This window comes from Halobacterium sp. GSL-19 (assembly GCF_016917855.1).
GTDB classification, from domain to species: Archaea; Halobacteriota; Halobacteria; order Halobacteriales; family Halobacteriaceae; genus Halobacterium; species Halobacterium salinarum.
The window spans coordinates 1,529,776-1,556,241 of sequence record NZ_CP070377.1; the positions used below are offsets into that span (position 1 = coordinate 1,529,776).

28 protein-coding genes and 1 tRNA gene are annotated in these 26,466 nt (G+C 68.8%); 13 read left to right on the forward strand and 16 right to left on the reverse strand.

Features of this window, described 5'->3' with window-relative positions; genetic code table 11:
- Window positions 1-27: 27 nt before the first annotated feature.
- Genes JT689_RS09950 through ahaH form a run of 8 tightly spaced genes read right to left on the reverse strand, consistent with a single transcriptional unit; the run spans window position 28 to window position 8,004 of the window.
- Window positions 28-1,449 (reverse strand): ATP synthase subunit B, encoded by a 1,422-nt coding sequence (locus tag JT689_RS09950; protein ID WP_205251112.1) that lies wholly within the window; start codon window positions 1,447-1,449, stop codon window positions 28-30.
- A gap of 5 nt (window positions 1,450-1,454) precedes the next feature.
- Window positions 1,455-3,212 carry an ATP synthase subunit A gene (locus JT689_RS09955; RefSeq protein ID WP_010903579.1) on the reverse strand — a complete coding sequence of 586 codons (1,758 nt, stop codon included), beginning with the start codon at window positions 3,210-3,212 and terminating at the stop codon, window positions 1,455-1,457.
- Between the two features lie 5 nt (window positions 3,213-3,217).
- Window positions 3,218-3,580, reverse strand: coding sequence for a V-type ATP synthase subunit F (locus JT689_RS09960; protein WP_010903580.1), 363 nt, complete (start codon window positions 3,578-3,580; stop codon window positions 3,218-3,220).
- Window positions 3,577-4,635: a V-type ATP synthase subunit C gene (locus JT689_RS09965; protein WP_205251113.1), complete on the reverse strand. Its 1,059-nt coding sequence runs from the start codon at window positions 4,633-4,635 to the stop codon at window positions 3,577-3,579. Before JT689_RS09965 ends, JT689_RS09960 begins: the two co-directional genes overlap by 4 nt.
- Window positions 4,632-5,219, reverse strand: coding sequence for a V-type ATP synthase subunit E (locus JT689_RS09970; protein ID WP_010903582.1), 588 nt, complete (start codon window positions 5,217-5,219; stop codon window positions 4,632-4,634). Before JT689_RS09970 ends, JT689_RS09965 begins: the two co-directional genes overlap by 4 nt.
- A 22-nt stretch (window positions 5,220-5,241) precedes the next feature.
- Entirely contained in the window at window positions 5,242-5,511 is a 270-nt protein-coding gene (locus JT689_RS09975; protein WP_012289441.1) for a F0F1 ATP synthase subunit C, read from the reverse strand.
- A gap of 11 nt (window positions 5,512-5,522) precedes the next feature.
- Window positions 5,523-7,685 (reverse strand): V-type ATP synthase subunit I, encoded by a 2,163-nt coding sequence (locus JT689_RS09980; protein ID WP_205251114.1) that lies wholly within the window; start codon window positions 7,683-7,685, stop codon window positions 5,523-5,525.
- Entirely contained in the window at window positions 7,672-8,004 is a 333-nt protein-coding gene (gene ahaH, locus JT689_RS09985) for an ATP synthase archaeal subunit H (RefSeq protein ID WP_010903585.1), read from the reverse strand. The genes JT689_RS09980 and ahaH overlap by 14 nt, the downstream gene beginning before the upstream one ends.
- A gap of 101 nt (window positions 8,005-8,105) precedes the next feature.
- Here ahaH and JT689_RS09990 point away from each other — a divergent pair, with 101 nt between their 5' ends.
- The gene (locus JT689_RS09990) at window positions 8,106-8,735 is read left to right on the forward strand and encodes a methyltransferase domain-containing protein (protein WP_012289442.1); all 630 of its coding nucleotides are present in this window, start codon (window positions 8,106-8,108) and stop codon (window positions 8,733-8,735) included.
- Here JT689_RS09990 and JT689_RS09995 read toward each other — a convergent pair.
- On the reverse strand, window positions 8,732-9,193 hold the full coding sequence (locus JT689_RS09995; RefSeq protein ID WP_012289443.1) for a hypothetical protein: 462 nt from the start codon (window positions 9,191-9,193) through the stop codon (window positions 8,732-8,734). The two genes, JT689_RS09990 and JT689_RS09995, sit on opposite strands and share 4 nt — an antisense overlap.
- A 44-nt stretch (window positions 9,194-9,237) precedes the next feature.
- Window positions 9,238-10,473 (reverse strand): hypothetical protein, encoded by a 1,236-nt coding sequence (locus JT689_RS10000; protein ID WP_205251115.1) that lies wholly within the window; start codon window positions 10,471-10,473, stop codon window positions 9,238-9,240.
- A gap of 103 nt (window positions 10,474-10,576) precedes the next feature.
- On the opposite strand from JT689_RS10000, the gene JT689_RS10005 reads away from it, so the two are divergent.
- The 3 genes from JT689_RS10005 (at window position 10,577) to JT689_RS10015 (ending at window position 13,575) form a co-directional block, all read left to right on the forward strand.
- Complete coding sequence (locus tag JT689_RS10005; protein ID WP_205251116.1) at window positions 10,577-11,740, forward strand: hypothetical protein; 1,164 nt, start codon at window positions 10,577-10,579, stop codon at window positions 11,738-11,740.
- A gap of 69 nt (window positions 11,741-11,809) precedes the next feature.
- Entirely contained in the window at window positions 11,810-12,610 is an 801-nt protein-coding gene (locus JT689_RS10010; protein WP_205251117.1) for an electron transfer flavoprotein subunit beta/FixA family protein, read from the forward strand.
- A complete protein-coding gene (locus tag JT689_RS10015; protein ID WP_205251118.1) occupies window positions 12,607-13,575 on the forward strand; it encodes an electron transfer flavoprotein subunit alpha/FixB family protein in 969 nt (322 codons plus the stop codon). The genes JT689_RS10010 and JT689_RS10015 overlap by 4 nt, the downstream gene beginning before the upstream one ends.
- Before the next feature lie 23 nt (window positions 13,576-13,598).
- On the opposite strand, the gene JT689_RS10020 is transcribed toward JT689_RS10015, so the two are convergent.
- On the reverse strand, window positions 13,599-14,249 hold the full coding sequence (locus JT689_RS10020; protein ID WP_205251119.1) for a YbhB/YbcL family Raf kinase inhibitor-like protein: 651 nt from the start codon (window positions 14,247-14,249) through the stop codon (window positions 13,599-13,601).
- 131 nt (window positions 14,250-14,380) lie between these two features.
- Between JT689_RS10020 and JT689_RS10025 the strand changes: the two genes are divergently transcribed.
- On the forward strand, window positions 14,381-15,283 hold the full coding sequence (locus JT689_RS10025) for a polyprenyl synthetase family protein (RefSeq protein WP_205251120.1): 903 nt from the start codon (window positions 14,381-14,383) through the stop codon (window positions 15,281-15,283).
- A gap of 1 nt (window position 15,284) precedes the next feature.
- Here JT689_RS10025 and JT689_RS10030 read toward each other — a convergent pair whose 3' ends face one another.
- The gene (locus JT689_RS10030) at window positions 15,285-16,370 is read right to left on the reverse strand and encodes a DUF373 family protein (RefSeq protein ID WP_010903593.1); all 1,086 of its coding nucleotides are present in this window, start codon (window positions 16,368-16,370) and stop codon (window positions 15,285-15,287) included.
- A 124-nt stretch (window positions 16,371-16,494) separates the two neighbouring features.
- On the opposite strand from JT689_RS10030, the gene JT689_RS10035 reads away from it, so the two are divergent.
- Window positions 16,495-17,490, forward strand: a complete 996-nt coding sequence (locus JT689_RS10035) for a radical SAM protein (protein ID WP_012289444.1) — start codon at window positions 16,495-16,497, stop codon at window positions 17,488-17,490.
- A gap of 53 nt (window positions 17,491-17,543) precedes the next feature.
- Here JT689_RS10035 and JT689_RS10040 read toward each other — a convergent pair whose 3' ends face one another.
- Window positions 17,544-19,265, reverse strand: a complete 1,722-nt coding sequence (locus JT689_RS10040; RefSeq protein WP_205251121.1) for a flippase activity-associated protein Agl23 — start codon at window positions 19,263-19,265, stop codon at window positions 17,544-17,546.
- A 120-nt stretch (window positions 19,266-19,385) separates the two neighbouring features.
- Between JT689_RS10040 and JT689_RS10045 the strand changes: the two genes are divergently transcribed.
- Complete coding sequence (locus JT689_RS10045; RefSeq protein ID WP_012289446.1) at window positions 19,386-19,838, forward strand: TRAM domain-containing protein; 453 nt, start codon at window positions 19,386-19,388, stop codon at window positions 19,836-19,838.
- Window positions 19,839-19,886: 48 nt separating this feature from the next.
- Window positions 19,887-20,672 carry an SDR family oxidoreductase gene (locus JT689_RS10050; protein WP_205251122.1) on the forward strand — a complete coding sequence of 262 codons (786 nt, stop codon included), beginning with the start codon at window positions 19,887-19,889 and terminating at the stop codon, window positions 20,670-20,672.
- A gap of 10 nt (window positions 20,673-20,682) precedes the next feature.
- On the opposite strand, the gene JT689_RS10055 is transcribed toward JT689_RS10050, so the two are convergent.
- Window positions 20,683-21,678 carry a sugar phosphate nucleotidyltransferase gene (locus JT689_RS10055; RefSeq protein WP_205251123.1) on the reverse strand — a complete coding sequence of 332 codons (996 nt, stop codon included), beginning with the start codon at window positions 21,676-21,678 and terminating at the stop codon, window positions 20,683-20,685.
- A 175-nt stretch (window positions 21,679-21,853) separates the two neighbouring features.
- Here JT689_RS10055 and JT689_RS10060 point away from each other — a divergent pair, with 175 nt between their 5' ends.
- The 3 genes from JT689_RS10060 to JT689_RS10070 are packed head-to-tail and all read left to right on the forward strand — an operon-like array spanning window position 21,854 to window position 23,809.
- Window positions 21,854-22,786 (forward strand): replication protein A, encoded by a 933-nt coding sequence (locus tag JT689_RS10060; RefSeq protein ID WP_012289447.1) that lies wholly within the window; start codon window positions 21,854-21,856, stop codon window positions 22,784-22,786.
- A 1-nt stretch (window position 22,787) separates the two neighbouring features.
- Window positions 22,788-23,360 carry an RPA family protein gene (locus JT689_RS10065; protein ID WP_010903600.1) on the forward strand — a complete coding sequence of 191 codons (573 nt, stop codon included), beginning with the start codon at window positions 22,788-22,790 and terminating at the stop codon, window positions 23,358-23,360.
- Window positions 23,361-23,404: 44 nt separating this feature from the next.
- Complete coding sequence (locus JT689_RS10070; RefSeq protein WP_010903601.1) at window positions 23,405-23,809, forward strand: ribbon-helix-helix protein, CopG family; 405 nt, start codon at window positions 23,405-23,407, stop codon at window positions 23,807-23,809.
- A gap of 12 nt (window positions 23,810-23,821) precedes the next feature.
- On the opposite strand, the gene JT689_RS10075 is transcribed toward JT689_RS10070, so the two are convergent.
- Window positions 23,822-24,274, reverse strand: a complete 453-nt coding sequence (locus tag JT689_RS10075) for a DUF5814 domain-containing protein (protein WP_136361551.1) — start codon at window positions 24,272-24,274, stop codon at window positions 23,822-23,824.
- Between the two features lie 96 nt (window positions 24,275-24,370).
- Here JT689_RS10075 and JT689_RS10080 point away from each other — a divergent pair.
- Window positions 24,371-24,443: transfer RNA gene (locus JT689_RS10080), tRNA-His, on the forward strand.
- A 186-nt stretch (window positions 24,444-24,629) separates the two neighbouring features.
- Window positions 24,630-25,385 (forward strand): DUF4097 family beta strand repeat-containing protein, encoded by a 756-nt coding sequence (locus JT689_RS10085; RefSeq protein ID WP_010903603.1) that lies wholly within the window; start codon window positions 24,630-24,632, stop codon window positions 25,383-25,385.
- Here the strand turns inward: JT689_RS10085 and JT689_RS10090 are convergent.
- On the reverse strand, window positions 25,382-26,434 hold the full coding sequence (locus tag JT689_RS10090) for a saccharopine dehydrogenase NADP-binding domain-containing protein (protein WP_345944589.1): 1,053 nt from the start codon (window positions 26,432-26,434) through the stop codon (window positions 25,382-25,384). The two genes, JT689_RS10085 and JT689_RS10090, sit on opposite strands and share 4 nt — an antisense overlap.
- Between the last annotated feature and the right edge of the window lie 32 nt (window positions 26,435-26,466).

Below are 26,466 nucleotides of genomic sequence, written 5' to 3' on the forward strand. Positions count from 1 at the left end.
GAAAAAGACCGTCGCAGCCGGACGGCGCTAGTCGGCCGTGGCTTCGTCGGCGACGTCCTCGACGTAGTGGTCCTCGATGAGGTCCTCGTCGACGCGGTTCAGCTCGGTCTTCGGGAACATCGACAACAGTTCCCAGCCGAGATCCAGCGTCTCCTCGATGTCGCGGTTGGTCTTGAACCCCTGGTCGATGAACTCCGCCTCGAAGCGATCCGCGAAGTCCAGGTAGCGGTTGTCCCGCTCGCTCAGGGCCTCGCGGCCGACGATGTTCACCAGGTCACGCAGCTCCTCGCCCTCCGCGTAGGCGGCGTACAGCTGGTCGGACACGTCACCGTGGTCCGCGCGCGTGAGGCCTTCGCCGATGCCGTCGTCCATCAGCCGGGAGAGGCTCGGCAACACGTTCACCGGCGGTGTGACGCCCTGGCTGTTCAGATCACGGTTCATCATGATCTGGCCCTCAGTGATGTACCCGGTGAGGTCCGGGATCGGGTGTGTGTCGTCGTCGCCCGGCATCGTGAGAATGGGGATCTGGGTGACAGAGCCCTCCTTGCCCTCGATGCGGCCGGCGCGCTCGTAGAGCTGCGCCAGGTCCGTGTACATGTACCCGGGGTAGCCACGCCGACCGGGCACCTCCTCGCGGGCCGCGCCGATCTGGCGGAGCGCCTCACAGTAGTTCGTCATGTCCGTCAGGATGACGAGCACGTGGTAGTCCTTCTCGAAGGCGAGGTACTCCGCCGTGGTCAGCGCCATCCGCGGCGTCACCGTTCGCTCGACGGCGGGGTCGTCGGCGAGGTTCATGAACACCACCGAGCGCTCCAGCGCGCCGGTGCGCTCGAAGTCGTCCATGAACTCGTTGGCTTCCTCGGCCGTGATCCCCATCGCGCCGAAGACGACGGCGAACTCGCTGCCCTCGTCGTCGTCGTCGTCGGTCTCCGCTTCTTCCTCGGGCACCGACGCCTGGCGGGCGATCTGGAGCGCCAGATCGCTGTGTGGCAGGCCGGAGCCGGAGAAGATCGGGAGTTTCTGGCCCCGCACCAGCGTGTTCATGCCGTCGATGCCGGACACGCCGGTCTGGATGAACTCCTCGGGGTACTCGCGGGCGTGGGGGTTGATCGCCTCCCCGACGATGTCGACGCGGTCGTCGGGCACGATGTCCGGCCCGCCGTCGATCGGGTTGCCGGAGCCGTCCAGCACGCGACCGAGCAGGTCCTCGGTCACGGGCATCTTCAGGGTCTCACCGAGGAACCGCACCGAGGCGTCCTTCCCGACGCCCTCGGTCCCCTCGAACACCTGGATGGCGACGAACCCGTCGCTTGACTCCAGCACCTGTCCGCGCTTCACGTCGCCGTTCGGCGTCTCGATCTCGACGATCTCGTCGTACCCGATCGGCTCGTCGGTTTCGACGTACACCAGCGGGCCGCTGACTTCAGTGATCGTCTGGTACTCTTTCATTGTAGTCAGTAGAGCTCCCGAAGCTGCTCGGTAATCTGCTGTTTGATCTCCGCGACCTCCGCCTCGTGCTCGTCGTCGGGCGTCGTGCCGAGACGATTCAGGCGCGGCGCGGCGTCGATCGACGTGATCTCCTCGACTGGCACACCGGCGTCCAACGCCTCAAAGGACTCCTCGTGAAGCGTCTTGATGCCGGAGAGGATGGCGTACGTCTTCTCGGGCGGGCAGTAGCGATCCACGTCGTGGAGCGCGTTCTGCTGGAGCCACGCCTCGCGGATGTACCGCGCGACTTCCAGCGTGAGCTGCTGGTCCTCGGGCAGCGCGTCCTTCCCGACGAGCTGCACGATCTCTTCGAGTTCGGATTCCTCGTCGAGGATGTCGACCGCCCACTGGCGCTGCTCGGCCCAGTCGTCGACGACGTTGTCCGTGAACCACGGGTCGAGTTGGTCCTTGTAGAGGCTGTAGGACTCGTCCCAGTTGATCGCCGGGAAGTGCCGGCGCTCGGCGAGGTCCGAGTCAAGCGCCCAGAACGTCTTCACGATGCGCAGCGTGTTCTGGGTGACCGGCTCGGAGAAGTCCCCGCCGGGCGGCGACACCGCACCGATGACCGAGATGGAGCCCTCGGTCCCGTTGAAGTTCTCGAAGTAGCCGGCGCGCTCGTAGAACTCCGAGAGGCGCGCGGCCAGGTACGCGGGATACCCCTCCTCGCCGGGCATCTCCTCGAGTCGCGAGGAGATCTCCCGCATGGCCTCCGCCCACCGCGAGGTGGAGTCGGCCATCAGCGCCACGTCGTAGCCCATGTCGCGGTAGTACTCCGCGATGGTGATCCCCGTGTAAATGCAGGACTCACGCGCCGCAACCGGCATGTTCGACGTGTTCGCGATGAGCGTGGTGCGGGCCATCAGCGGGTTCCCGGTCTGGGGGTCGGGCAGCTCCGGGAAGTCCTCGATGACCTCCGTCATCTCGTTGCCGCGCTCACCACAGCCGATGTAGACAACGATGTCCGCGTCGGCGAACTTCGCGAGGGACTGCTGGGTGACCGTCTTCCCGGACCCGAACGGCCCCGGGATCGCGGCCGTCCCGCCTTTCGCGATCGGGAACAGGCCGTCGAGGATGCGCTGGCCGGACACCAGCGGCTCCGTCGGCGTCTGCTTGTCGACGGTGGGGCGCTGGCGGCGGACCGGCCACTCCTGGTGCATCTGGATCTCCTCGCCGGTGTCCAACTCGACGACCGTGTCGTCGACGGTGAACGTGCCGGATTCGACGGCGACGACTTCGCCGCCGTCACTGCGGGGGGGCACCAGGACCTTGTGTTCGATGCTGACCGTTTCGTCGACGGTGCCGACGACATCGCCGGCCGCGACCTCGTCGCCCGCCTCGACGGTGGGCTCGAACTCCCAGTCGGTGTCGAGGTCGATGCCGGGTGCGTCAACACCGCGATCGAGGAACGCCCCCATCTCGTCTTCGAGGACGTCCAGTGGACGCTGCACACCATCGTAGATGGAGTCCAGCATCCCCGGGCCCAGGTCCACGGTGAGCGGTTCGCCCGTGTTGTCGACGGGCTGGCCCGGCCCGATGCCGGACGTCTCCTCGTAGACCTGGATGGTGGTTACGTCGCCTTCGATCTCGATGACCTCGCCCATCAGACCCTCGTCGCCCACGTAGACGACGTCGTTCATCTGCGCGTCGAGGCCCGTGGCGGTCACGACCGGACCGCTCACGCTCTCGATTTCGCCGGTGTCAGTGATTGCTTCAGCTTGACTCATTCGAATTAGTCACCTGCCTCCGTGTCGGCAGCACTTGCATCGTCGTCGTCGTCCATCAGGTCGATGCCGATGGCGCGCTTGATCTGGTCTCGGAGTCCGCTTGCACCGCTTGCACCGCCACCGATGGTCACGAACGTCGGCTCCACGCTGGCCTCGACGGACTGCCGAACGCCCCGTGAGAGGTGCGCGAGGTCGTCGTCGTGCATCACAGCGATGCCGACGTCCTCGTCGGCGAGCACTGCTTCGACGGCGGCGTCCAGGTCATCGTCTTTCTCGTCGTCGGCGACGTTCTCGACTTTCCGGACGCCCGCAAGCTGGAACCCCGTCGTGAACGCGGGACTGCCGATGACAGCGATCTCCTGGCTCATAGCATGACCAGCTCCGCCTGGATTTCGTCCTCGCTCATGCCGGCTTCCCGGCCGCGAGCGATGGCGCGAATGTTGTCTACTTCGCGTTCCTTCGCGAGCACGTACGCCAACACCGGACACACAGACGTGGGGTAGACGTACGAGAGGTGATCCGAGTACGACAGCAACGCACGGTCGAGGGCGTGCTCGAATCCGATCAGTGAGTCGGACTCCTCGAGGGCGGTCAACGCGGTGGACAGCTCGTCGCCGTACGTGCTGTCCTGGATCCGGGAGACGAGATCGGATTGGCGTTCGACCAGCGTCGTCATCTCCGAGGCCTCGAACAGCGTGCCACCCTCGATGAAGTACGCCGCCGGATCAACGGAGACGCCCGAGCGCGCGAGCCGCAACGCGTTTCTGGCGTTCCGGAAGTCGATCTCGGCGGTCAGGAACTCCGCGTACAGCGCTTCGGGGCTGTCCTGTGCCGCCGTCGCCGGCTGCGACGGGTTCAGGTTCTCGTAGTACGCGCGGTCGACGGCGTTCTCCAGTGGCACGAGCGAGTCTTCGGCCTCGTAGTCCGCGAACGCGGGTTCGAGGTACGTATCGAAGATCGTGCCGGAGAGCGCGTCGACGACCGTCTCGACGGAGTCCGCCGAGAGCAACTCGTCGAGGAACGCCGCGTCGAACTCGCCGGCGTCGACGAGGTCAGCGCGGATGGCGTCGGTGTCGGCGTGCGAGTACAGCCCGCGGAACACTGTCTTGACGTTCCACGCGTCGAACTTCCGGAGGTATTTAGCGAGCTGATCGTACAGCCGCCCTTCGCTCCAGGAGAGCAGCGCGTCGAACTCCGCGGCCAGCCCCTCGTTGAGCGCGTACTCCACGAGGTCCATCCCACGGTGCCGTGAGGCGAGCGAGTCCACGGCGTCCTTGTACGTCGAGTCCTCCATGAAGCGCGCGATCTCGCCGGTGCCCATGCGGAGGAGCTTCCGGTACTCGTCGTCGCCGAAGAGGCCGGCGCGGCGGTGGCGGATCCGGGCGACCACGTACTCGTAGTTGGCCGGTCCGGACGCGCTCATTGCTCCTCGTCGAACAGCCGGGCGCTGATTGCTTTCAAGTTGTTCTCCCAGGCGTCCGCGAGGATCGAGTCGAACGTGTTGTTCACGCGGATCCGGGACGCATCGCTTTCAACCACGACGCCGCCGAGACAGTCGTACTCGCCGGCGTACTCGTAGCCGTCGTAATCGTCGAGGATCTCCGAGATGAGGGCCTCGTCGTCCGCGCGGCCGAACACGCGGACCGTGTCGGCACCGTCGAACTCCGTGCTGGCGGCGTCGAGCAGCTCACGGGTGAGCTCCTCGCGCTCGTCGCCGTCGAGGGCAACGATGCGATCCTCGACGGCCGATCGCACGGATTGGAGCGCGTCCCGGCGTGCTTCGAGGCGCATCTGCTTGGCCTCGAGTTCCGCGCTGGAGAGTTGCTGCTCGCGCTCCTGGTCGATTTCGGCGGTGACCTCGGCCTCGGCGTCGGCGATGATGTCGTCGGCGTCGGCTTCCGCCTCGGCGACGATCTCATCGGCGCGCTCGTCGGCGTCGGCGCGAATCTCCTTCGCGCGCTCGCGGGCCTCGTCTCGAATATCCTCAACTACTGTTTCCAGACTCATAAGTGAAGGCTGCGGGGGGTGATTAGAACGGAGTCGGGACGACGAAGACAACGACCAGCGCGAGGATGACCAGTGTCTCCGGGAGAACGGTCAGGATGAGCCCGGTTCCGAAGAGGTCGGGGTCTTCGGCGATCGCACCGACCGCTGCGGACCCGATCCCACGCTCGGCGTACCCGGCGGCGAGGGCTGCGAGGCCGACCGCGAGCGCCGCGGCGGCTTTCGGGGTGATTGCGGGCATATTGCTACCGGTCTCTGCCAGGATCGTGGACAGCTGGGTGAAAGTTTCGAACATTTTAATTTTACTTAATCCTCAGTGGTGTAGTTTCGTGTGTAACCGAACGGGTTGTACTTCTCTCCACCGCCTTCATAAAACTTGTTAAAGAATTCCACGTATTCGAGGCGCAGCGCCTGTAAGCCCGCGGATGTGACGCCAAGCGCGAGCACCAGCGCGTGGCCAACAAGCAGGACCAACACGCCGATCAGGATGCCGGCCGCACCCATATGCATCAGGCCGGGGAACAGCACTTCCCCGTGGGCCTCGCCGCTGAACAGCATGAAGTGTGTCTCATGCTCGATGGTCGTGGAGAACAGCCCGAACATGTAGTCGATCGTCTCGGGGTGTTCGAGGTGGGTTTCGTACGCGCCGAATACGAGCAGGTTCACGACGTACGCCATGCCGGCTTTCGCGAGCAGGACGGCGGCGATTCGGGTGTACGAGACGGTGTTGACGAGCGCGTACGTCGGGCTCTCGAGGAACCCGGCGGCGCCCTCGCCGAGGGTGACCAACACGAGCCCGACGACTGCAGCCGCCAGGCCCGCCTTGCCGACGATCGGCGGCAGCGCAACGACGCTGTACAGCAGTTCGGGGCGAGGGCCGCCGCCGGACTGCATATGCGTGCTGAACAGCCACACGCCGACGCCGGCCATCAACAACAGCTGGCCGCCGCTCTCCAGGGCGGCGTCTTTCAGGCCGTGGGAGCGCGATTCGTTGACGAAGCCGAACACGTAGCCGATGGCGAGGTGCGCGATCCCGAACACCAGGCTCGCCGCGAGCCAGAGTTCGGCGAACGCGCTGACGTGCAGGCCCTTCTTGAGGGGCGCGTCGGCGAGTCCGAGCGCGCCGTGCCAGAGGTATTCGGTGACCAGATGCAGGCCGAACACCTCACCGTACAGCACGCCGAACAGCGCCGTGAACCCGCCAGCCCACATGGCGACGCCGCCGAGCTTCGAGATCATCTCGCTGTCGAAGCTGCGGGACAGCCAGAACCCGAGGAGCGCGTACAGGACCCCGTACCCGAGGTCGCCGATCATGAACCCGTAGAACGCAGGGAACGTCAGGAACAGGACGACCGTGGGGTCGATCTCGGTGTACTGCGGGCGATTGATGACTTCCGTGAGCGATTCGAACGACGACACCGGCCCGGGGTTGTCTTGGATGACCGGCGGGCTGTCGGTTTCGTCGAACGACGCGGTGGTGCCGCCGTCAGTGGCGGCGTCCGCGCCGTCGTCGGCGGGCACGTGCTGGTCGTGGCCCGTCGGCTCGTAGTCAGCGCGTTCGAGCTCCTCGACGAGTACGTGGTCGCCGACGGCCGACTCGATGGCGTCGGTGAACGCGTCGTACTCGCTGGTCGGCAGCCAGCCTTCCGCGACGAACGCGTGGCTGGTGCTGGCGAACTGCAGCGGTGCTTCGGACTTCTGGACGTCGATGGCGAGGCGCTCCTCGGCCGCCAGCAGGAAGCCGGCGTGCTCGTCCCGGAACGCGGCCAGTTCGTCGTCGACGTCCTCGATCTCGGCCTGGATCGTGTCGCGCCGTTCGCGAAGCTCCGAGACGTACTGCTCGGGGCTTCCATCCGCGTCGGGGACCTCAAGGCGCGTGAACGGAACGCCGACGAGGGCGTCGTCCAGTGCCGCGTCGTCGGCCGAATGGGCGAAAACGCCGATGGTCTCCGTCCCGCTGAACGTCTCGAAGGCGGTGACGCGTTCGGACGCCGCGAGCGCCGCGTCGATGGCGGACTGGTCGCCGGTGCCGACCGCGACCTGCAGGGAGTCGTACCCCGACAGCAGATCGAGGTCGATGCCGAGGTCGGCGAACGGTTCGGCGGCGTCGATGCGCTCGGTGACCGCCCGGAGATCGTCGGTGAGCTCGCTGCGGCGGTCGTCGAGATCGGTGGCTTCGACGCGGATGGATTCGAGTTCGGTGTCGAGAGCGTCGTCGGTGACGATGCGTGTCGGACCCGCGTCCCCCTCGGAAACGTCGAGGAGGGACTTCAGCGACCGCACGGTCACCAGCTTCTCGGCGGCCTCGTCGGCTCCCGTCATCGGGTCGCCGTTGTCGAACCCGTCGATGCCACCGTCGTAGTCCGAGAGGTGGACCAACTCGGCGTCGTGGACCGCTTCGATGACGGGCGTCAACACGTGTGTGGACCCCGCCACCGAGACCTTGCTCATCTGCTCAGGTCTGAGCATGTACCGCCTCCATGAACCGGTCGAGCGCGAACGCCACGGCGTCGTCCTCGTTGGCGTCGGCGTCGGCGAGCAGCGCCTCGCGATCGGACTCGCCGTCCGCGAGCACGGCGTCGCGCTCGGAGTCGATCTGTTCTCGTGCGTCGGAGAGCTGTTCGTCTTTCAGTTCGCGGGCCGCGTCCTCCGCGTCGGCGCGGATTTCGTCGGCCCGGGTGCGGGCGTCAGAGAGCCGCTGCTCGCGGTCCTCCTCGGCCTCGGCCACGATGTCGTCGGCGTCTGACTCTGCCGATTTGATGTCTTCGAGAACCTCTGGCCTTGGCATACGCTCTAACCAGGTGGGGGTTAGCGGACGTGCTATATGGTAGTTGCGAAGTCCCTGGGCCATCGGAAGCTATTATGCGTGTTCAGGCCAACAGTCGGTCGATGGGAGTCCTCGAAGACAAGGCGCGGGCCCGCACGTTTTACAAGTACCTCTCGAAGGTGTACGACCGCGTCAACACGTTCATTTGGACCGAGGAAATGCGCGCGGAGGCGCTGTCGATGCTTGACATCGACGCCGAGGATCGCGTGCTCGACGTGGGCTGTGGCACGGGGTTCGGCACGGAGGGGCTGTTGAAGCACACGGAGCACGTCTACGGCCTCGATCAGAGCCCCCACCAGCTCACGAAGGCCTGGGAGAAGTTCGGGAAACACGATCCGGTGGCGTTTCACTTCGGGGACGCCGAGCGCCTGCCGTTCAAGCCCGACAGCTTCGACGTGGTGTGGTCGTCGGGGTCCATCGAGTACTGGCCACACCCCGTGCAGGGGTTGCGGGAGCTGCGGCGCGTCGCCAAACCCGGCAGCCAGGTGCTCGTCGTGGGGCCGGACTACCCCGCCTCAACGGTCTTCCGGAAGCTCGCGGACGCCATCATGCTGTTCTACGACGAGGACGAGGCCGACCGGATGTTCCGGGAGGCGGGCTACGAGGAGATCCAGCACCGCGTGCTCCGGAAGGAGCCAAACAGCCCGCCGGCGATCGTGACCGTGGCGCGCGCACCGGCGGCCGACGACTAGGCCGGCGTTGCCGTGGTGTCGGCGACAGCGACGACGTGGCCGCGGACGGCCAGCGTGACGCGGACCGGGTCGCCGGCCGCCGGCAGTGGATCGTTCGTCGGGGCGATCACGAGCGTCGTGGTGGTGCCGACACGCCAGCGGCCGGCGCTGGCGGCGTTGAACGCGCCGGTCGGCCCGCTGTAGAAGCCGGTGGCGGAGAAAAACGGCACGGGGGGCTGGTGGGCGAGGTCGGTGCCGGCCACGCGAACCCGCAGTGACACCGCCGCCGGGTCGATCGGCGGCCCGGAAAGCAGTGTCACGGCGACAGTGCCGTCGGCGGCGGCCGAAACGCTGACCCCGCGCTGTGGCGGCGGGGGTGTCGTCACCGACGGCGCGACAGCGAACACGGCGGCCCCGGCCAGGACCGTGATCGCAACGACGGCCACCACGGCCACGACGGGGGCGGAGCCACGCGGCACACGGCCAGGTGGCTGGGGCCTCCGGTAAGAACGTTCGGGGGTGTCTACCGGGGCAGCGTGGTGGTTGTGTTCCCGCCGGGAGCGGGCGGGTGTGGGTCCGCAGTGACGGTCGTCGTGACCCTGTCGCCGCCGACCGTCGCCGCGACGGTGTACTCGCCGGCGGGGCTGACGAACCAGCGGTCGCCGCTGTCGCCGGTCGCGCCGACGGCCCTGCCGTCGACGCTGATCGACGCGTCGACCGGCGTGCCGGTCGCGGTTTCGACGCGCACGTTCACCGGGCCGCCGGCGTACGGCTCCGAAACGCTGAGCGTGGTCGTGTCGGTGGCGTTCACGGTGGTGTACGAGGCGGGCGTCTGTGGGAGGCGGCGGGTTTGGCGCTCCACGAAGACGTGGGTCGTGGAGGGGTCGTAGTACAGCGACAGCTCGCCGTGGTCGTGGCTCGCGGAGAACAGGACGGCGTACTGGCCGAGCAGCGAGTACGAGACACCACGGGAGTGGTTTTTCGTCCACGGGTAGGTGGCACCGATGAACGCGATGGGGTCGCCGTAGTCGGCGGTCGTGGCGGCGTCGAGGTTGCCCGGGACGACCGTCTCGCGGACGTAGGTATCGCCGTCGCGGGTGGCAAGCATGACCCCGTCGCCGACGGTGACGTGGACGCGGACGGCGTCACGGTCACCGTCGACGACGGCAGCCAGGCGCTCGCGGACCGGGCCCTGAACGGTCTGGAGGCGGGTGTTGACCTGGCTGATCCGCGTGGTGAGGTTGCTGTAGGAGTCCGCGAGCGTGTACAGCGCGCGGTTGTCGTCGGGACCGCCGAGGAACCCTTCGATGCGTGTGGCGGCGGCGTGAACGGAGCCGACGATGGTGAGGAACTCGGTTGTGGTGATGGTGCCGGCGGCGTAGGCGTCCCTGGCGTCGCGTTCGCGCTGGACGAGCGCGGTCGTTCGGTTCGTCGCCCAGTCGAGTTCGGTGCGGATGCGCGCGCGGCGCTCGGCGTCCGTGTTGGCGACGGACAGCGCGGTGTCGAGGCGTTCGAGGCGGTAGGCTGTGGAGATGCCGGTGGCACCCGCGGCGAGCGTGCCGGTGACCGAGAGGGCGGGCGTCCCGAAGGCGGCGGCGTCGGCGCTGGTGAGCCGGAGGACGCGCGTCGTGTCGGGGGAGGGGCCGACCGCGGGGGACTGCTGTGAGGCGGTGGGCGGTCCCGGGGCGGCGAGCCCGGTCGCCGCCATGGCGGTGGCGACAACCACGAGGGCGGCGACGGCGAGGGGAGCGCGGGACATGCCCCATGGTTTGCGGAGGGTCGTCAAAAACGATGTGGAGCGCTCGCAGTGCCGACCCGTGGGATAGAAAGGACTTTGCCCGAGCGTCGACCACGAACGGTGTATGCGGCAGGCCCTCCTCCTCCTGGTCGCGCTGGCGTGTCTGGTCGCGGTCCCGGTTGGAGCCGGGGGCAGTGGGCACGGGCCCGCGCCGACAGCCGAGACCACGGCGATGCCGGCAGCCACCGGTAGCGGCCCACAGAGCACGGTCGATATCACGGTGGAGGTCACGGACACCGGGGATGCACACTGGAACGTGTCCGCGACCTACCCGCTGGGGGACGGCAACGGGTCAGTGGCGTTCGACCGGGTTTCGACGGCGTTCGAGGCCGGTGAGACCTCCCCTGGGTTCTCCGCGGAGACGTTCAAGGCGGCTGTGCCCGGGGCGAGCGCGCGTGTCGGCCGTGAGATGTCGGTCACGGACGTCCGCCGGGCGTCCCGGATCGTCGAGCACGACGGGAACGAGACGGGTGTGCTCACGCTGCGGTTCACGTGGACGAACTTCGCGGCGGTCGACAACGAGACCATAACCGTCGACGCGTTCTCCGGGTCGTGGTTCGGTGACCTGCGTGCCGGGCAGCAGTTGCGGGTTCGCCCACCGGAGAACTACCAGGCTGACGACGTATCCCCGAACACGAACGTCGTCGGGGGAGCGTACCAGTGGGAGGGCGGCCAAGCGTTTGCGGCCGACGAGCCGTCGCTGGTGTTCGTGCCGTCGCCGGGCCTGTCGGGGACGGGGATCCCGGCGACGACTGTGGGGGCGGCGGCGGTCGTTCTGGGGGCGGCGGGCGTGACCGCGTGGGCGTACAGCCGCTCGACGCTGACGCTGCCGGGCACCGGCGGTGACGACAGCGAGGGGGCCACGGGACCGGCGGTCGACGCCGGCGATGGCGGTGAGTCGCCCGCGCCGACAGCCGACGATCCGGAGCCCGATGACGGCGGCGGCGACAGCGCGGCCGAACGCGAGGACGAGCGCATCGACCCGGAGCTGTTGAGCGACGAGGAGCGCGTCGAGCGGCTGCTCACGGACAACGGCGGGCGGATGAAGCAGTCCCGGATCGTGGAGGAAACGCGGTGGTCGACGGCGAAGGTCTCGCAGGTGTTGTCCGGGATGGACGAGGACGGCCGCGTGGAGAAGCTGCGGATCGGCCGCGAGAACCTGATCTCGCTGCCCGGCGAGGGCGTCGACAGCGACACGCTGGCCGGCGAACACGACGAGGCGGAGTGAGGACAACCCCCAACACCGGGCGTACGGTTCCGAAAACGTTTACGTACAGGGGGCTCGATTCCTCGGGTGATGAAGGTTCTCGTCACCGTCAAGGAGGTGGCTGCCGTCGAGGACGACTTCGAGATCTCGGGAACGGAGATCGAGAGTACGTACCTGGATTACGACCTCAACGAGTGGGACGACTACGCCGTCGAGGAGGCCGTCCAGCTGGCTGAGGCCGGCGACGACGTCGAGGTCGTCGCGGTCACCATCGGCCCGGAGCGCGCCGAGGAGACGATCCGGATGGCGCTGGCGAAGGGCGCGGACCGCGCGGTCCGGGTCTGGGACGACGCCATCGAGGAGACCGAGCTGCTCGACGTGGAGACGAAGGCCCGGCTGCTGGCGGCCGTCGTCGAGGACGAAGACCCCGAGCTGGTGTTTTCCGGGGTGCAGGCCAACGACGACAGCTTCGGCGCGACCGGGATCGCGCTGGCCGAGACGCTCGGCGTCCAGTGGGCGGCGGTCGTGAACGACCTCGACACCGCGGGCGTGCTCGACGAGGGCGTGGCGTCGGTGCGCCGCGAACTGGAGGGCGGCGTCGAGGAGCTCACCGACGTGGAGCTGCCGGCGGTGCTCACCATCCAGACGGGGATCAACGAGCCGCGGTACGCGAGCCTGCGTGGCATCCGGCAGGCGCAGTCCAAGGAGATCGCGCCGAAGAGCCTCGACGACCTCGGGCTGGACGCGGACGTCGTTGCGTCCAGCCTCGACATCACCGCGATGTACGAGCCCGAGACCGAGAGCGACGCCGAGTACATCGAGGGCGACGCCGGCGAACAGGCCAGTGGCGTGGCTGACGTGCTCCGCGACGCGGGGGTGGTCGGCGAATGAGCGTGCTCGCCGTCGCCGATCACCGCCGGGGCGAGCTGCGGGGCGTGAGCTTCGAGTTGCTGACCGCGGGCCGGGAGCTGGCGGACGCGATGGACACCGAGCTTCACGCCGCGGTGGTGTCCGGGGACACCGACGGGTTCGCCGACGAGTTGAACCGGGCGGGCGTCGATCACGTCCACGCCGTCGAGCACGGCGCGGAGTTCAACCACGACGTCTACGTGCAGGCCGTGGCGGCGCTGGCCGGCGATCTCGACGCGGCGGTCGTGCTCACGCCGAACAGCGTGAACGGGCTGGACTACGCGCCCGCGGTGGCGACCCGGACGGGACGCACGTACGTCTCGGACGCCATCGGCCTGGATCACGGCGACACCCTGGAGGTCACGCGGGAGATGTACGGCTCGAAAGTCGAGACCACGGTGGAAGTGAGCGACGGCCCGTACGTCGTCTCCATCCGGGGCGCGGAGTGGCCGGCCGCCGAGGGCGTCGGCGACGCCGAGATCTCGACGTTCGACGCCGACATCGACGAGGACGCCATCGGGGCCACGGTGAACGGCTTCGAGGAGGTCGGCGGCGGCGACGTCGACATCGCGGACGCGGAGTTCCTCGTGTCCGTCGGGCGCGGCATCGAGGAGGAGGAGAACATCGCGTTGATCGAGGCGCTGGCCGAGACGACGGGTGCGACGCTGTCCTCGTCGCGGCCCATCGTGGACAACGGCTGGCTGGCGAAAAACCGCCAGGTCGGGCAGTCCGGCAAGCAGGTGACGCCGGACGTCTACCTCGCGGTCGGCATCTCCGGGGCCGTCCAGCACGTCGCCGGGATGAAGGGCGCGGACACCATCATCGCGGTGAACACGGACCCGAACGCACCGATCTTCGACATCGCCGACTACGGCATCGTCGGCGACCTCTTCGACGTCGTCCCGGCGCTCATCGAGGAGTTCGGCGGCGAAGCGCCGAGCGTCTGAGCGCGGACGCGAGCGGCACGCAGTTACGGCGCGTGTGACCCGACCAGCTGGGTCGCCGCGAGCACGTGGCCGCGCACGGCGTTGCCGACGGTCCGCTCGGTGGCGTCCTGGGGGAGTATGAGGGTGGTGTCGAGGGCGTACAGTTTGAACCGGTAGAGGTGGGTGTCGTCGGGGGGTGCCGGGCCGCCGTAGTCGCGCTCACCGAAGTCGTTGGTGCCGACCGTTGGCTCCGTGGGCGTCCAGGCGGCCGGGATCCGGGTTCTGGAGGCGGGGATGTTCCACACCAGCCAATGCAGCCACACCTCGCCAGCGGGGTCGACGGCGTCCGGGTCGTCGACGACCAGCACGAGCGTGGCGGCGTCCTCGGGGACGCCGGCGATCGACAGCGGCGGGTTCACGTCCGCGCCGCTGCGGGTGTACCGGTCGGGGATAGCCGCGCCGTCGGCGAAGGCGCTGCTCGCCAGTCCGAGCCCGCCGAAATCGGGCGATGGGCCCGCGATCGGGATGTCGTCGGTGGCCGTGGGCGTCGGTTGTGCCTCCGATCGGGGCGTCGGTTCGGGTGTGGTTGTCGTGGCGTCGCCGTCGGTGGTGTCGGTGCAGCCGGCGAGTGCGGACACGGCACCGCCACCCACGAGCGCGAGGACTGACCGGCGGTGAACGGGTTGGCCGCGCATGTGCGGGTCGTGCGACCGCGGGCGGTATAACTACCGGGGTGTGCGGGCAGACTGGTGGAAACCGCCCGGTGGCGGCTGTTCGCCGTGGGATGCCGTCAGGTACTTGCCCGGGAAACCCCGACTGAGTGGTGATGGAGTACGTGGAGGCGCGCCGGGCCGCCATCGAGCAGCGCATCACCGAGGCGGTCGGCGGTGTCGAGCCGACGGAGCTCGGCGACCAACTCGAACACGTCGTGTTGGCCGGCGGCAAGCGCGTCCGACCGACGCTCACGGTGCTCGTGTGTGAGGCCGCCGGCGGTGCCGTCTGGACGGGGGCCGACGAAGCCGCCGCGGTCCGGGAGAACGCGACGCTGTCGGCCGGCGGGGAGGACGCACTCGATTACGCCGTCGGCGTCGAGTTGGTGCACAACGCCTCGCTGGTCGTCGACGACATCATCGATCGGTCGGAGCTGCGCCGGGGCTCGGCGAGCGCGTGGGCGGAGTACGGCTACGGACCGGGGATCGTCGCGTCCGACGGCCTGCTGGGGGAGGCGTTCGCGCTGTTCTCGCGTGACCCGCGCGCGATGGAGTGTGTGACCGATTCGCTGGTGGAGCTCGGCGAGGGGGAGGCCATCGAGCTCGTGGCCCGGCCGGAGACCGAGCGCGAGTACATGGAACTCGCGCGTCGGAAGACCGGAGCGCTGTTCCGCGCGGCGGCGGAGCTGGGCGCGATCGCAGCGGACGCCGACGGGCGGGCCGTCGAGCGCTTCGGCGAGTACGCCGAGCGCGTCGGCGTGGCGTTCCAGATCCGGGACGACGTGCTGGACGCGACCGCGGACAGCGACGCGCTGGGAAAGCCCGCGGGGGTCGACGAGGCCTTGGACCGCCCCAGCATCGTGCAGGTCACGGACCGGTCGCCGGACGCGTTGAACCGGTTGGCGGGCGAGCAGTCCGAGCGCGCGCTGGGGGCGCTGGCGGAGCTGGAGCTGCCGGACGGCGAGGCCAAAGACTACTTGCAGTATCTCGCGGAGTTCGTCGTCGAGCGGGACGCGTAGCTCAGGACCCCTCGGGGGTGGCGCGCCACGATTCGACGACCGCGAGCGCCAGCGTCGACAGCACGCTCACCAGCGTGCCGGCCGTGAGCACCGCGGCGAGTTCGGTGAGCGTGACGTACTCCAGGAAGAACCCCGACAGCGTGTACAGAACGGCGGCGATCGAGAGCACGTAGAACGGCGCGTTCAGATACCGCCAGCGGAACCGGTCGGCGAGGTATTCGTCGGTGACCTGGCCGAGGCTGGTCGTGAGACCGGCGGCAGCGAACCACCGGACTGCGCCGTAGGTGAGGGCGGCGACGACGGTGCTTGGGGCGAGCGCGCCGTCGGCGTGTGCGCGCACCGCGTCCAGTCGTGCGGCGCCTTCGACGCCGCCGATGACGAGCAGCGCGGCCGCGACGACGTACGTGATGAGTGTGACGCGGCCGGTGTAGAGGCCGTCACGGAGGCGGTTGACGGCGTCGTCGGCGACGCGTTCGAGGCCGAGCCCGCGGAACAGGGCGTAGAGGCCGACGGCAGCCGACGACACCCCGAGCACCGCGCCGGGGAGCCCGAGCACGTCGGCCAGCACCGCCAGCGGGTAGATCAACAACAGGATGCCCAGCGGAACCAGGATCGTGCCCCGCGTCTCGGGATCGTTCATCACCTGCTTGAGCGTATAGTACATCGACTCCAAGTCCTGGGCTTGCCGGACGACGACGCGTTTGAGCGCCTCGATGGGGACCCGCGAGCGGATCACCGGCACCACTGATTCGTCCTGCGCGCCGTCGGTGACGACGACGGCGCGCACGGGGTCGGTGGGCGACAGCGACGCCAGGACTTCGTCGACTTCCCGGCCGACTGCGCGGTTGGCGGCCACGTCCCCGCGGTCGACGCCGGTGACCGCCGCCACCACGACGTCCTCGTCGTCGCTGTACCGGTCGTGGAGGTGGACGCCCTCGAAGAGCACGTTCACGTCGCTGTCCTCGGGGTCGGCTTCGGCCAGCGAGACGGCGGCGTGCTCGACGTCGTTGCGCCCGACGACAGGTGTCGGGACGCCCGTTTTCCGGCCGAGGTCGTCGTCGAGGTCCACGCACAGGACCAACAACATCTAGGCGGTGGTATGCGACCCCCCCATATTTGTCTTCGGGGGGAGGCAGCGCTCACAGAAACACCGGTGGCGGTTGCGTTCCGCACGGTTTTTGAGGCTTCACGCGGTACTGATGTGTCACCAGATGATCTCAAAGGGCTGCGAGCAGTGCGCGGAAGGGGGAAAGATGGTCCTCTTCGTGTATGGGTACTGTGACCAGCGTGACTGTTTCTACTGTCCGCTCGGCGAGAACCGGAAGAACGTCCAGCAGGTGTACGCCAACGAGCGCCCCGTCGAGGACGACGAGGACATCATCAGCGAGGCGAAGCTGATGGACGCGCTTGGCACCTCGATCACGGGCGGGGAGCCCCAGGAAGTGCTCGACCGCACCTGTCGGTATCTGCGCCTGCTGAAAGACGAGTTCGGCGAGGACCACCACACGCACCTCTACACGGGGATCACGGGCGGCCGCGAGAACATGCGTCGGCTGAGCGAGGCGGGCCTCGACGAGATCCGCTTCCATCCGCCCTACGAGCTGTGGGGGGATATGCACGGCACCGAGTGGGAGGAAATCCTCTACATCGCCCGCGAGGAGGGACTGACCCCCGCCTTCGAGATCCCCGGGATTCGGGCCGAGGACGAGTTCCTGGAGTTCCTCGACGAGGGCGCGGCGGACTTCTGTAACATCAACGAGTTCGAGATGAGCGACGGGAACTACGAGCGCATGCAGGAGGCGGGCTACGAGCTCCAGGAGGGCCACATGAGCGCCGTCGACGGCTCGAAGGACGCCATCCTCTCGGAGATGGCCGACCACGAGCAGGTGTACTTCTGTACGAGCGTGTTCAAGGACGCCGCCCAGCACCGCTCGCGGCTCAAGCGCATGGCGCGCAACGTCCGCCGGGAGTTCGACGAGATCACCGACGACGGCACGCTCGTCTACGGGAAGACCACGGTCGGCGCGGGCCGCATCCGCGAGTTGGGCGTTCCCGAGGAGTACTACACCGTGAAGTCCGACCACGTCGAGGTGGCGTGGTGGCTCCTCGAAGAGATGATCGACGACGGCGACATCGACGACGGGGAGATCGTCGAGCAGTATCCGACCTACGACGGGCAGGTCGTCGAGCGGACGCCGCTGGCGTAGCCGCGGTTTTTGCGTCACGAACACCGTGTACGGGGCGCGTGCCAGCAGCCAGGTTACTCCGTGGTGGCGGTGAACACCACAACAGTGCGGTCGCCGATGTCGTCGAGAGCGTGTGTCTCGCGCTCGTAGCCAGCACCGATGGCGGCCCCGACCTGTGATTCCAGCGCCGGGGTCGTGATCACGACGGGCGGCGGGGTGTCACCGACCGCCGTGGGGTCGTCGACGCTTGCGACGTCTGCGTCCAGGGATTCAGTGTACCAGGGGAGCGGCATGCGGGCGTGCCACGCGCCGGTTGCCGGCGGGCGGTCGACGCGTGATTCGGTCATCGCGAGGGGGGCGCCGACGTAGAGGACGTCCGTGTCCGAGCCACTGCTGGCGGCCGCGCGTTCGATGTCGGTGACGACCGTGCGGAGGTCCGCGGGCGCTTGTGCGTAGTAGATCACGTCGCTGCCGGGGTCCCCTCGCGGGCTCTCGTGGGGGGCCTGGTAGCTCGTCTCGGTCAGGGTTGCGCCGCCGGCGGCGACAGCCGACAGGAGGACGGCTGCGGCGAGCACTGCTCGGACGGCGTGCATCGGGGTGTGTTCGCTGAGGATCGTGGGTTCGCGGGCGGGAAGACGGCTGCGGCCCCAGCGGTAGACGACGGCGGCGCCGACGGCCGCGGGAACGGTCAGCGGCACGATGGCGTGGACCGTCGACCACGGAACCGGGAAGTTGTTCGCGAGGGGGTACCCGACGAGTGCGGCGACCCCACAGTAGAAGTTGAACGCAACCAGCCCCCGGGGGTGGGCGCCGGCGTAGCGATCCCAGAGGAACCCCACGACGGCGAACGCGGCGACCCCGGACGCGCCCGCGATGACGGTGTCAGCGGTGTCCGTGAAGTACGGGAGGTAGGCGTGGCGCTGGATGCTCCCCGTTGCCCAGTAGTCGATGGCCTTGTGCAGCGATCCCAGGGTGGCCTCGCCGACGACGGCGGGGAGGGTGGCGAAGTCACCGGTGAGGGCGCGCCAGAGCCCGATCTCCTGGCCGGGGCCGCCACGGGGGGCGTAGAAGTACACGACGACACTGAGGAAGACGGCGGCCGCGAGAACGCCGTGGTGCCACCAGTCGCGTGCGCCCGCGACGGCACGGCGGAGCAGCGATCGGAGGGCCCCGAGAGCGTCGCCGTCGGTGTCGCGGGCGCGCAGGAGGTGGCGATCGAGCACGAGCACGCTCGCCCCGAGCCACGTCACCATCCAGAGGAGGACGCTCTCCTTCGTGGCGAACGCGACCCCGAGCGTGACGGCGCTGGCGTAGAGGTAGCGCGGTCGGCGGGTGTCGGACGCGCGAGCGAGGAGACCGAGCGTGAGCAGCATGCACGCCGCCAGCGGGAGGTCTTTGCGCATGAACCGCGAGTAGTAGACGAGCACGGGGTTGCACGCGAGGGCGGCGCCGAGCGCGATGAGTTCGGCGTCGCGGAGGCGGGTGCGGAACAGCCACGCCGCAAGCGGGAGCAACGCGCCCGTGAGCGCGACGACGAGGCGTGCGGTGGCGTCGGTTGCGCCGACCACGCCGAAAACCAGCGAGTTGACGCGCGCGAACAGCGGCCCGTGGAGGATGGGGCGGTACTCCCAGGCGCCGTGTTCCATGCCGCGGAGGACCCAGTAGCCGAACCATGCTTCGTCGTAGTAGAAGACGCGGTCGCCGAGCGCCAGCAGGCGGGCGACAAGGCCGATGACGGTGACCGAGAGGAGTGCACTCGGTACGCGGTGGACCGAGAGGGCGTCGCGGATCGTCACGGGCCGACAGACCGCCGGTGTTAGTAAATCCCTTGTGATGGATGGGTGATTGGAGGCGTCGGGGCTGGTGAGAGTAATGCAGAGGGAATGCTTTTAGAGCGGCCGCCACCAGTAGGGAGTATGGCCGACTGCCCCATCGCCGACGAGTGCCCCAGCTTCCAGGAACAGATCGAGGGAATGGGGTGCCAGCATTACGGCGACCGCGGCGGGATGGAGTGGTGCCAGCATTACAGCCAGCCGATCGAGGACCTGCAGACCGCGCCCGTGGTGCCCGGCGAGGAGGTCGTCATCGAGGTGGACGACATGCACGAGAGCGGGGCTGGCGTTGGCCGCCAGGAGGAGTCGGGGTTCATCGTGATGGTCGACGGCGTGTTGCCGCCGGCCCGCGTGAAAGCCGAGGTGTCGACGGTGAAGCCCAACTACGCGCGTGCGGAGTTGATCGAGAAGCTCCCCGACGAGCCGGCGGACGCCGACGACGACGACGCTGCGGGGGGCGACGACGAGGACGCCGACGACGGCGGGCACGACGACCGCGAGCGGTTGGGCAGCCGGGACAACTTCTGGGGGAGCTGACGGGGCGGCTGCGAAGCAGCTTCCCCGGTGCGGTGCGAAGGCGTCGGTATGGAACTCGGACTCGATGGGGACGTGGCGGTTGTGACGGCGTCGTCGAGCGGGCTTGGAAAGGCGAGTGCGGCGGCGCTGGCGCGCGAGGGGGCCGACGTGGTGGTGTGTTCGCGCGACGAAGAGCGCGTTGTGGCGGCGGCCGAGGAGATCGGCGCGGACGCCGCCGGCTCGGTGCGTGGGGTCCCTGCGGACATCACCGACGGGGCGGACGTTACGGCAGTGGTAGAGACAGCCGTCGAGACGTTCGGCGGCCTCGATCACGTCGTCACATCCGCCGGCGGCGTGCCCAGCGGGCAGTTCACCGCGGTCACCGACGACGACTGGACGGACGCCTTCGAGTTGCTCGTGATGAGTGTCGTGCGGACGCTTGACGCCGCCCACGAGCACCTGGTGGCGGGCGACGGCGGCACCGTGACGTGTATCACCTCGACCAGCGTGAGCGAGCCGATCGAGGGGTTGGTGTTGTCGAACGCGGTGCGGCGTGGTGTCGTCGGGCTGGCGAAGACCGTCGCCCGCGAGTGGGCACCGGACGTGCGCGCGAACGTCGTCCAGCCGGGGCCACACGAGACCGCGCGCATCGAGGAGTTGGTGTCGGCGGCCGTTGCGCGCGGGGAGGCTGACAGCTACGAGGCGGGGCTGGCGGGGTGGAGCGAGGAGGTCCCCTTGGATCGGCTCGGGGAGCCGAGTGAGCTCGGCGACGTGGTGGCGTTTCTCGCCAGCGACCGCGCGAGCTTCGTGACCGGTGCCAGCGTGCCCGTCGACGGCGGCCGGCTGTGGGGGTAGTGGCCGGCGCTCAAAACGGGGCGTCGAGGGCCGCAACCACCTCGCGGACGCGCTGGGCGTCCGCTCTCGGGACGACGAGCACGCGGTCGTCGTAGGCCGCGACCACGAGGTCGTCGACGCCGACGACCGAGACGTGTTTGTCGTCGCTTGCGAGCACGTTCCCGGTGGCGTCGATGGTGGTGGCGTCGCCGAGCACGGCGTTCTCGCCGTCGAGCAGGCGGCCGAGGGCGTTCCACGCACCGAGGTCGTCCCAGTCGAAGGCGGCGGGGACGACGCGCACGTCGGCGGCGCGTTCGAGGACGGCGTAGTCGACGCTCACGGGGTCGACGCGCTCGAAGGCGGTGGCCGGATCGGCGTCCGTTGCGAGGGCGTCCACGAGGGGGTCGAGTGGGCCGCTGCGGGCGGCGTCGAGGAAGGCCGTGGGCGTCCACGCGAACATCCCGGCGTTCCAGAGACAGCCGCGGTCGACGAGCCGGCTGGCAGTCTCGGCGTCCGGCTTCTCGCGGAAGACCGCGACCCCGCGGTGGTCGCCGTGGTCGTCGCCGGGTTCGATATACCCGTAGCCGGTGGCCGGGCGGTCCGGCTCAACGCCGATCGTGACGAGGCCGTCGGTGCGGGCGGCGACATCGACGGCGGTCTCAGCCGTCTCCTGGAAGCCGTCGCCGACGACGTGGTCGCTGGGCAGACAGAGCATGACGGCGTCCTCGCCGAACCGCGCCCGCACCTCGCTGGCGGCGTACGCGAGCGCCGGCCCCGTGTCCTTGCCCGCCGGCTCCACGAGGACGGTGGCCTCGGGGACCTCGTCGCGGACGCGGTCCGCGTACGCCTCGCGGGTGACCGCCAGCAGGTCGTCGGCGAAGGCCGCGCGGTCTGCGGTCCGGCGGAGCAGGCTGCGGTCGTCATCGCCGAGCGCGAGCAGCTGCTTGGGGCGGTGGCTGCGGCTCGCGGGATACAGCCGGGTGCCGGTGCCGCCGGCGAGCAGGACGGCAGCGACAGTGTGTGTCACGGCGCGCTCACCCGGAGGGTGGAGTGCATGCCGGCGGGTTCGACGCCGCGGCCCAAATGCCTGTCTCCGGGGGGCGAGCGACCGCGTTCACCCCGGGTGCGGAGATTTAAAGGGGGTTGGGAGCAAACACCGATACGTCTCCCATCGAAACACACGCGGAGACGGATACACGACCATGAGCGACCTTTCAGACACGGCTCAGGAGGTCCACGACGACCTCTCGGAGCACGTCGACGCGACCGTCGACGACGTGGAAGCACGGCTGGAGAAACTGGTTTCTGAGTACAAAGTCCCGGTCGACGAGGCCCGCCGCAGCGTCGAGAACCACTACCTCGACGAGGCCGGCCTCGACCGCGACGACCTCGCCGGCGGTGGCGGCAACGACACCGTCGAAGTCGAGGACGTCGACGAGGCCGAGCAGTGGGTGGACATCACGGCGAAAGTCGTGGAACTGTGGGAGCCCCGCTCGGACTCCGTCGGGCAGGTCGGCCTGCTGGGCGACCCGACCGGCACGATCAAGTTCACGAAGTGGGCGAAGTCGGACCTCGAAACCCTCGACGAGGGCCAAGTCTATCGCCTCGGGAACGTCGTCACCGACGAGTACCAGGGCCGATACTCGGTGAAGCTGAACAAGACAACGTCCATCGAGGCGGTCGACGAGGAGTTCGAGGTCGGCGACAACGAGGACGAGGTCGCGGGCGCGCTCGTGGACGTACAGTCCGGCAGCGGGCTGATCAAGCGCTGCCCCGAGGAGGACTGCACGCGCGTCCTCCAGAACGGCCGTTGCAACGAGCACGGCGAAGGCGACGGGGAGTTCGACCTCCGCATCAAGGGGGTGCTCGACGACGGCACCGACGTCCACGAGGTCATCTTCGACGAGGAGGCCACGGAAGCCCTCACTGGCATCGGCCTAGAGGAGGCCAAGCAGATGGCCAAAGACGCCCTCGACACGACCGTCGTTGCCGACGAGATGCGCGCCACGATCCTCGGGAAGTACTATCGGGTGACGGGGCCGACGTTCGGTCGGTACGTGCTCGCCAACGACACCGAGTTGCTTACCACCCGGCCGGACACTGAATCCGTGCTGATCCGCGCGAGGTCGATCTGAAATGAGCGGCGCACCCACCCGAGAAGTCGCACGCCGCGTCTTCGCAGCCGAGTTCAACGACGCCACGTTCACGTTCAAGGAGTCCGACGACGAGCGCGCGCCGCTGTACGCGTTGCTCCCGACCGGCGAGCGCGCGAACCGCGTGTTCGTCACCGGGACGCTCACCGAGACCGAGGACATCGGCGAGGACGCGGAGTACTGGCGGGGCCGCGTCGTCGACCCGACGGGGACGTTTTTCGTCTACGCGGGCCAGTACCAGCCGGAAGCGGCGGCGGCACTGCGGGACGCCGAGACGCCGACGTACGTCGCCGTGGTCGGGAAGCCACGGACCTACGAGACCGACGACGGGTCCGTGAACGTCTCCCTGCGGCCGGAGTCGATCACGATGGTCGAGGAGAGCGTTCGTGACCGCTGGGTGGTCGAGGCCGCCGAGCGCACGCTCGACCGCATCGAGGCCTTCAACGAGGAGGGCAACGAGTACGCCGAGCGCGCCCGCGCCGAGTACGGCGCGGATACCTCGGCGTACCGGCAGGCGGTCGTCGACGCGCTGGCGGAGTTCGACGCGCCGGAGTGAGGGCGACAAACGCTTAAGCTGCTCCGGGCGCGACTGTCCGGTACATGGGGAACAAGAACAAGACCATCTCGTTCCGGGTGAACGAGGAGGCGTTTGACGCGCTCAGCGAGATCGCCGAGGAGCGCAACATCTCCCTGTCGGCGGTGTTCCGTGATTACGTTGACTCGCTTGTGACCCACGACGGGAAGGTCCGGGTCGTGCCCGAGGACAGCACGAGAGCGCGAGACGGCGACGACGACGACTTCCCGCCGACCGTCGAGGTGTCGAAGAGCTTCGTGCGCGAACACGAGCGCCTCGAACTGGAAGCCGAACACCTCCGCGAGCAGCTGGACGAGCAGAAGGCGTACATCGACCACCTCCGGAGTCAGACCGACAGCGAAGACGAGATCGGTGACGTGGTCAAGTTGGAGGAACTGGATGACGACGACGAACCCTACCAGCTCGGGTAGGCGGCAGCGGCGCTACCGACTGAGTTCGCGCTTCTTCCGGCTGGCGCGGTCGGCCTCCTCTGGGCGGCCGTCCACGTCGGCGAGCTCTTCGACGGCTTCCAGGGTGCGGATGGCGTCGTCGAGGAACGAGTAGAGGTCGCCGGGGTAGGCGTACACCATGTAGTCGTCGGTCATCACGTCCACCATCGACTCCGGGTCGAGGCCCTGCGCGCGGAGGTCCAGCAGGTACTCGACGAACTTCTCCTCGGGGTGGCCACAGTAGGGGTTCGAGTCGCAGTCGCAGTCCAGGAAGTCCTCGGCGAACTCCAGGACGGTGTCACGGGTGGCGTCGTTCAGCGCCGAGAGATCCCCCGTGAACAGGATGTCGAGGGTCGCGCCGCTGAACGCCGACTTGGGGAATCGGGTGTCGAGCTGGGAGGCGATCTGGCGGTGGTTCTTGACGTAGATTTTGTCCGTGATGGCCACAGTCACCCCGTGATACGGCGGGTTAGTGGAAAAGCGTATCGTCTGCCCGAGGTCGTAACGTATTTGTCTGCGAGCACGCTACGACAGGATGCAGTGTCCGGGGTAGGGTAGTGGACTATCCTTCAGCCTTGTGGAGGCTGAGACGCGGGTTCGATTCTCGCCCCTGGACCTTTTCGCGACGACCGAAGTGCGAAGCGGGAGGTCCGTCCCGGCGAGCGCTGCCGGTCACGGCACCCGAGCACAGCGAGGGTGACCGCTGGCGCTGGTTCAATGCTCCCGTCTGGCCCGTCGCCGAGACTCGAACCGCGAGCAACACGTAGGAATTAATAAGGGACGCGAGCGGAGAGCACGACGTATGCACCGACGAGCCCTCCTTGGCGGCGTCGCGGCTGCGGCGGCAGCGTCACTGACCGGCTGTATGGGGGCCCAGTCCGACGACCAGTACGAGGAGACGCGGGATGTCGAGTTCGACCTGCCCGCCGAGGACACGGCCGTGAGCGTCAGCGGCAAGCACGGCGACGTGGCGGTATCGACACACGACAGCGAGCAGGTGGCGGTAACGGCACGGCTGTCGGGCCCCAGCGAGGAGCGCGTCGACGGCGCCGAGGTCGCCGGGCAAACCGGCGCCGATGGGCTTTCGGTCGCGCTCGCGGGAACCACCGACGGCGTGAGCGCGGCGTTCGACGTGCAGGTGCCGGCCGGGACGGCGGTGGGCGAGCTTGAGACGAGCAACGGCGACATCGACGTCCAGGATGTCGCGGGCGTCGAGTCCGCGACCACGGACAACGGCGACGTGACAGTGCAGTCGGCCGGCCCGGTGTCGGCGGCGGAGACGACCAACGGTGCGGTCACCATCGACGAGCCAGCGCCGTTGTCCGGTGACGTGACCGCCGTGTCGAACAACGGGGACGTGAGCGTGTCACTGTCCCCGGACGCCGACGCCGAGGTGGTGGCACGGACCGACAACGGCGAAACCGGCATCGAGGACCTCGAGCTGTCTGACCTGCGTCGCGACGGCGACGACGGCATGGTGCGTGGCGTGCTCGGCGAGGGGACGCACGAGGTGGTCGCGGAGTCGGACAACGGTGACGTCGAGTTCGACGCGCTCTAGGCGTCCCCGTCGTCGGTCCGGGTGACGCCGTCGAGGTCGGTGACGAAGTCGGCGCCGAAGGCGGTCGCGGGCGTCTGGTAGCCGGGCGGGGTGTCGCCGTCGAGAGTGCGCTCGGCGGCGGTGGTGGCGGCGTCGACGGTGAACGCGTAGGTCTCGGGCGTGACAAGCCGGGAGACCGCCGTCTCGCCGGTGGCGTCGGAGCTGACTTCACCCCAGATGTGTGCGCGGCCGGTTGCGCGTTCGTCCGCGTCGGGACCGTCGACGAACCGCGTGATGAGCGATCGGAGGGTGTCTTGGACGGGCGCGGCGTCGAAAAGCGGCGCGAGGTGCCCGGACGCGCGCAGCGCGCGGCGCGCAGCCGACGGCATGGGGATGTACACCTCGACGTTCGGGATGCCGGTCGACCGGAAGGCGGTGGCGACGTCGCCCCAGGGGAACGTGACCGCGGTCCGGGTGCCGGTGCCGAAGTCGATGCGGCGCTGGCGGTGGGCGGGCGGCACTGAGAGCAGGCGGCCGTCGCGGCGGACGGCACCACCGTCGCCGAGTTGCCCGACCGCGGTGGCGGCCGTGCCCGGCGAGATGCCGCCGTGTGGCTCGAAGCCGAGCGCGAGGTGGGTGGCGTCGGGGAGCCGCTGGGCGAGGTGGGCGGCGAGGCAGTCGGTCGGCACCACGTCGAAGCCGACGCCCGGGAGCAGCGTCGCGTCGGCGTCGCGTGCGTCGTCGTCGCGGCGCGCGAGCGTCTCGAAGACCGGGATCTCGCCGGTGATGTCGAGGTAGTCGACGCCGGCGTCCAGGCAGGCGTCGGCCAGCGGGGTGGCGGTCTCGGTGAACGGGCCCGCACAGTTCAGGACGACGTCGACGCCGTCGAGGTGGGCGGCGGCGGCCCCGACGGGGAACGCGCGCGTGTCGCAGCCCAGGCGGGTGCCGATGCGGTCGAGTTTCGTGGCGTTCCGGCCGGCCAGCACCGGGTCGTGGCCGCGCGCACAGAGTTCCGCGGCGACCAGTTCACCGGTGTAGCCGTACGCACCGTAGACGAGCAGGGCAGTCACGCACTCGTGTAGCACGCCCGGGGTCTTGGCTG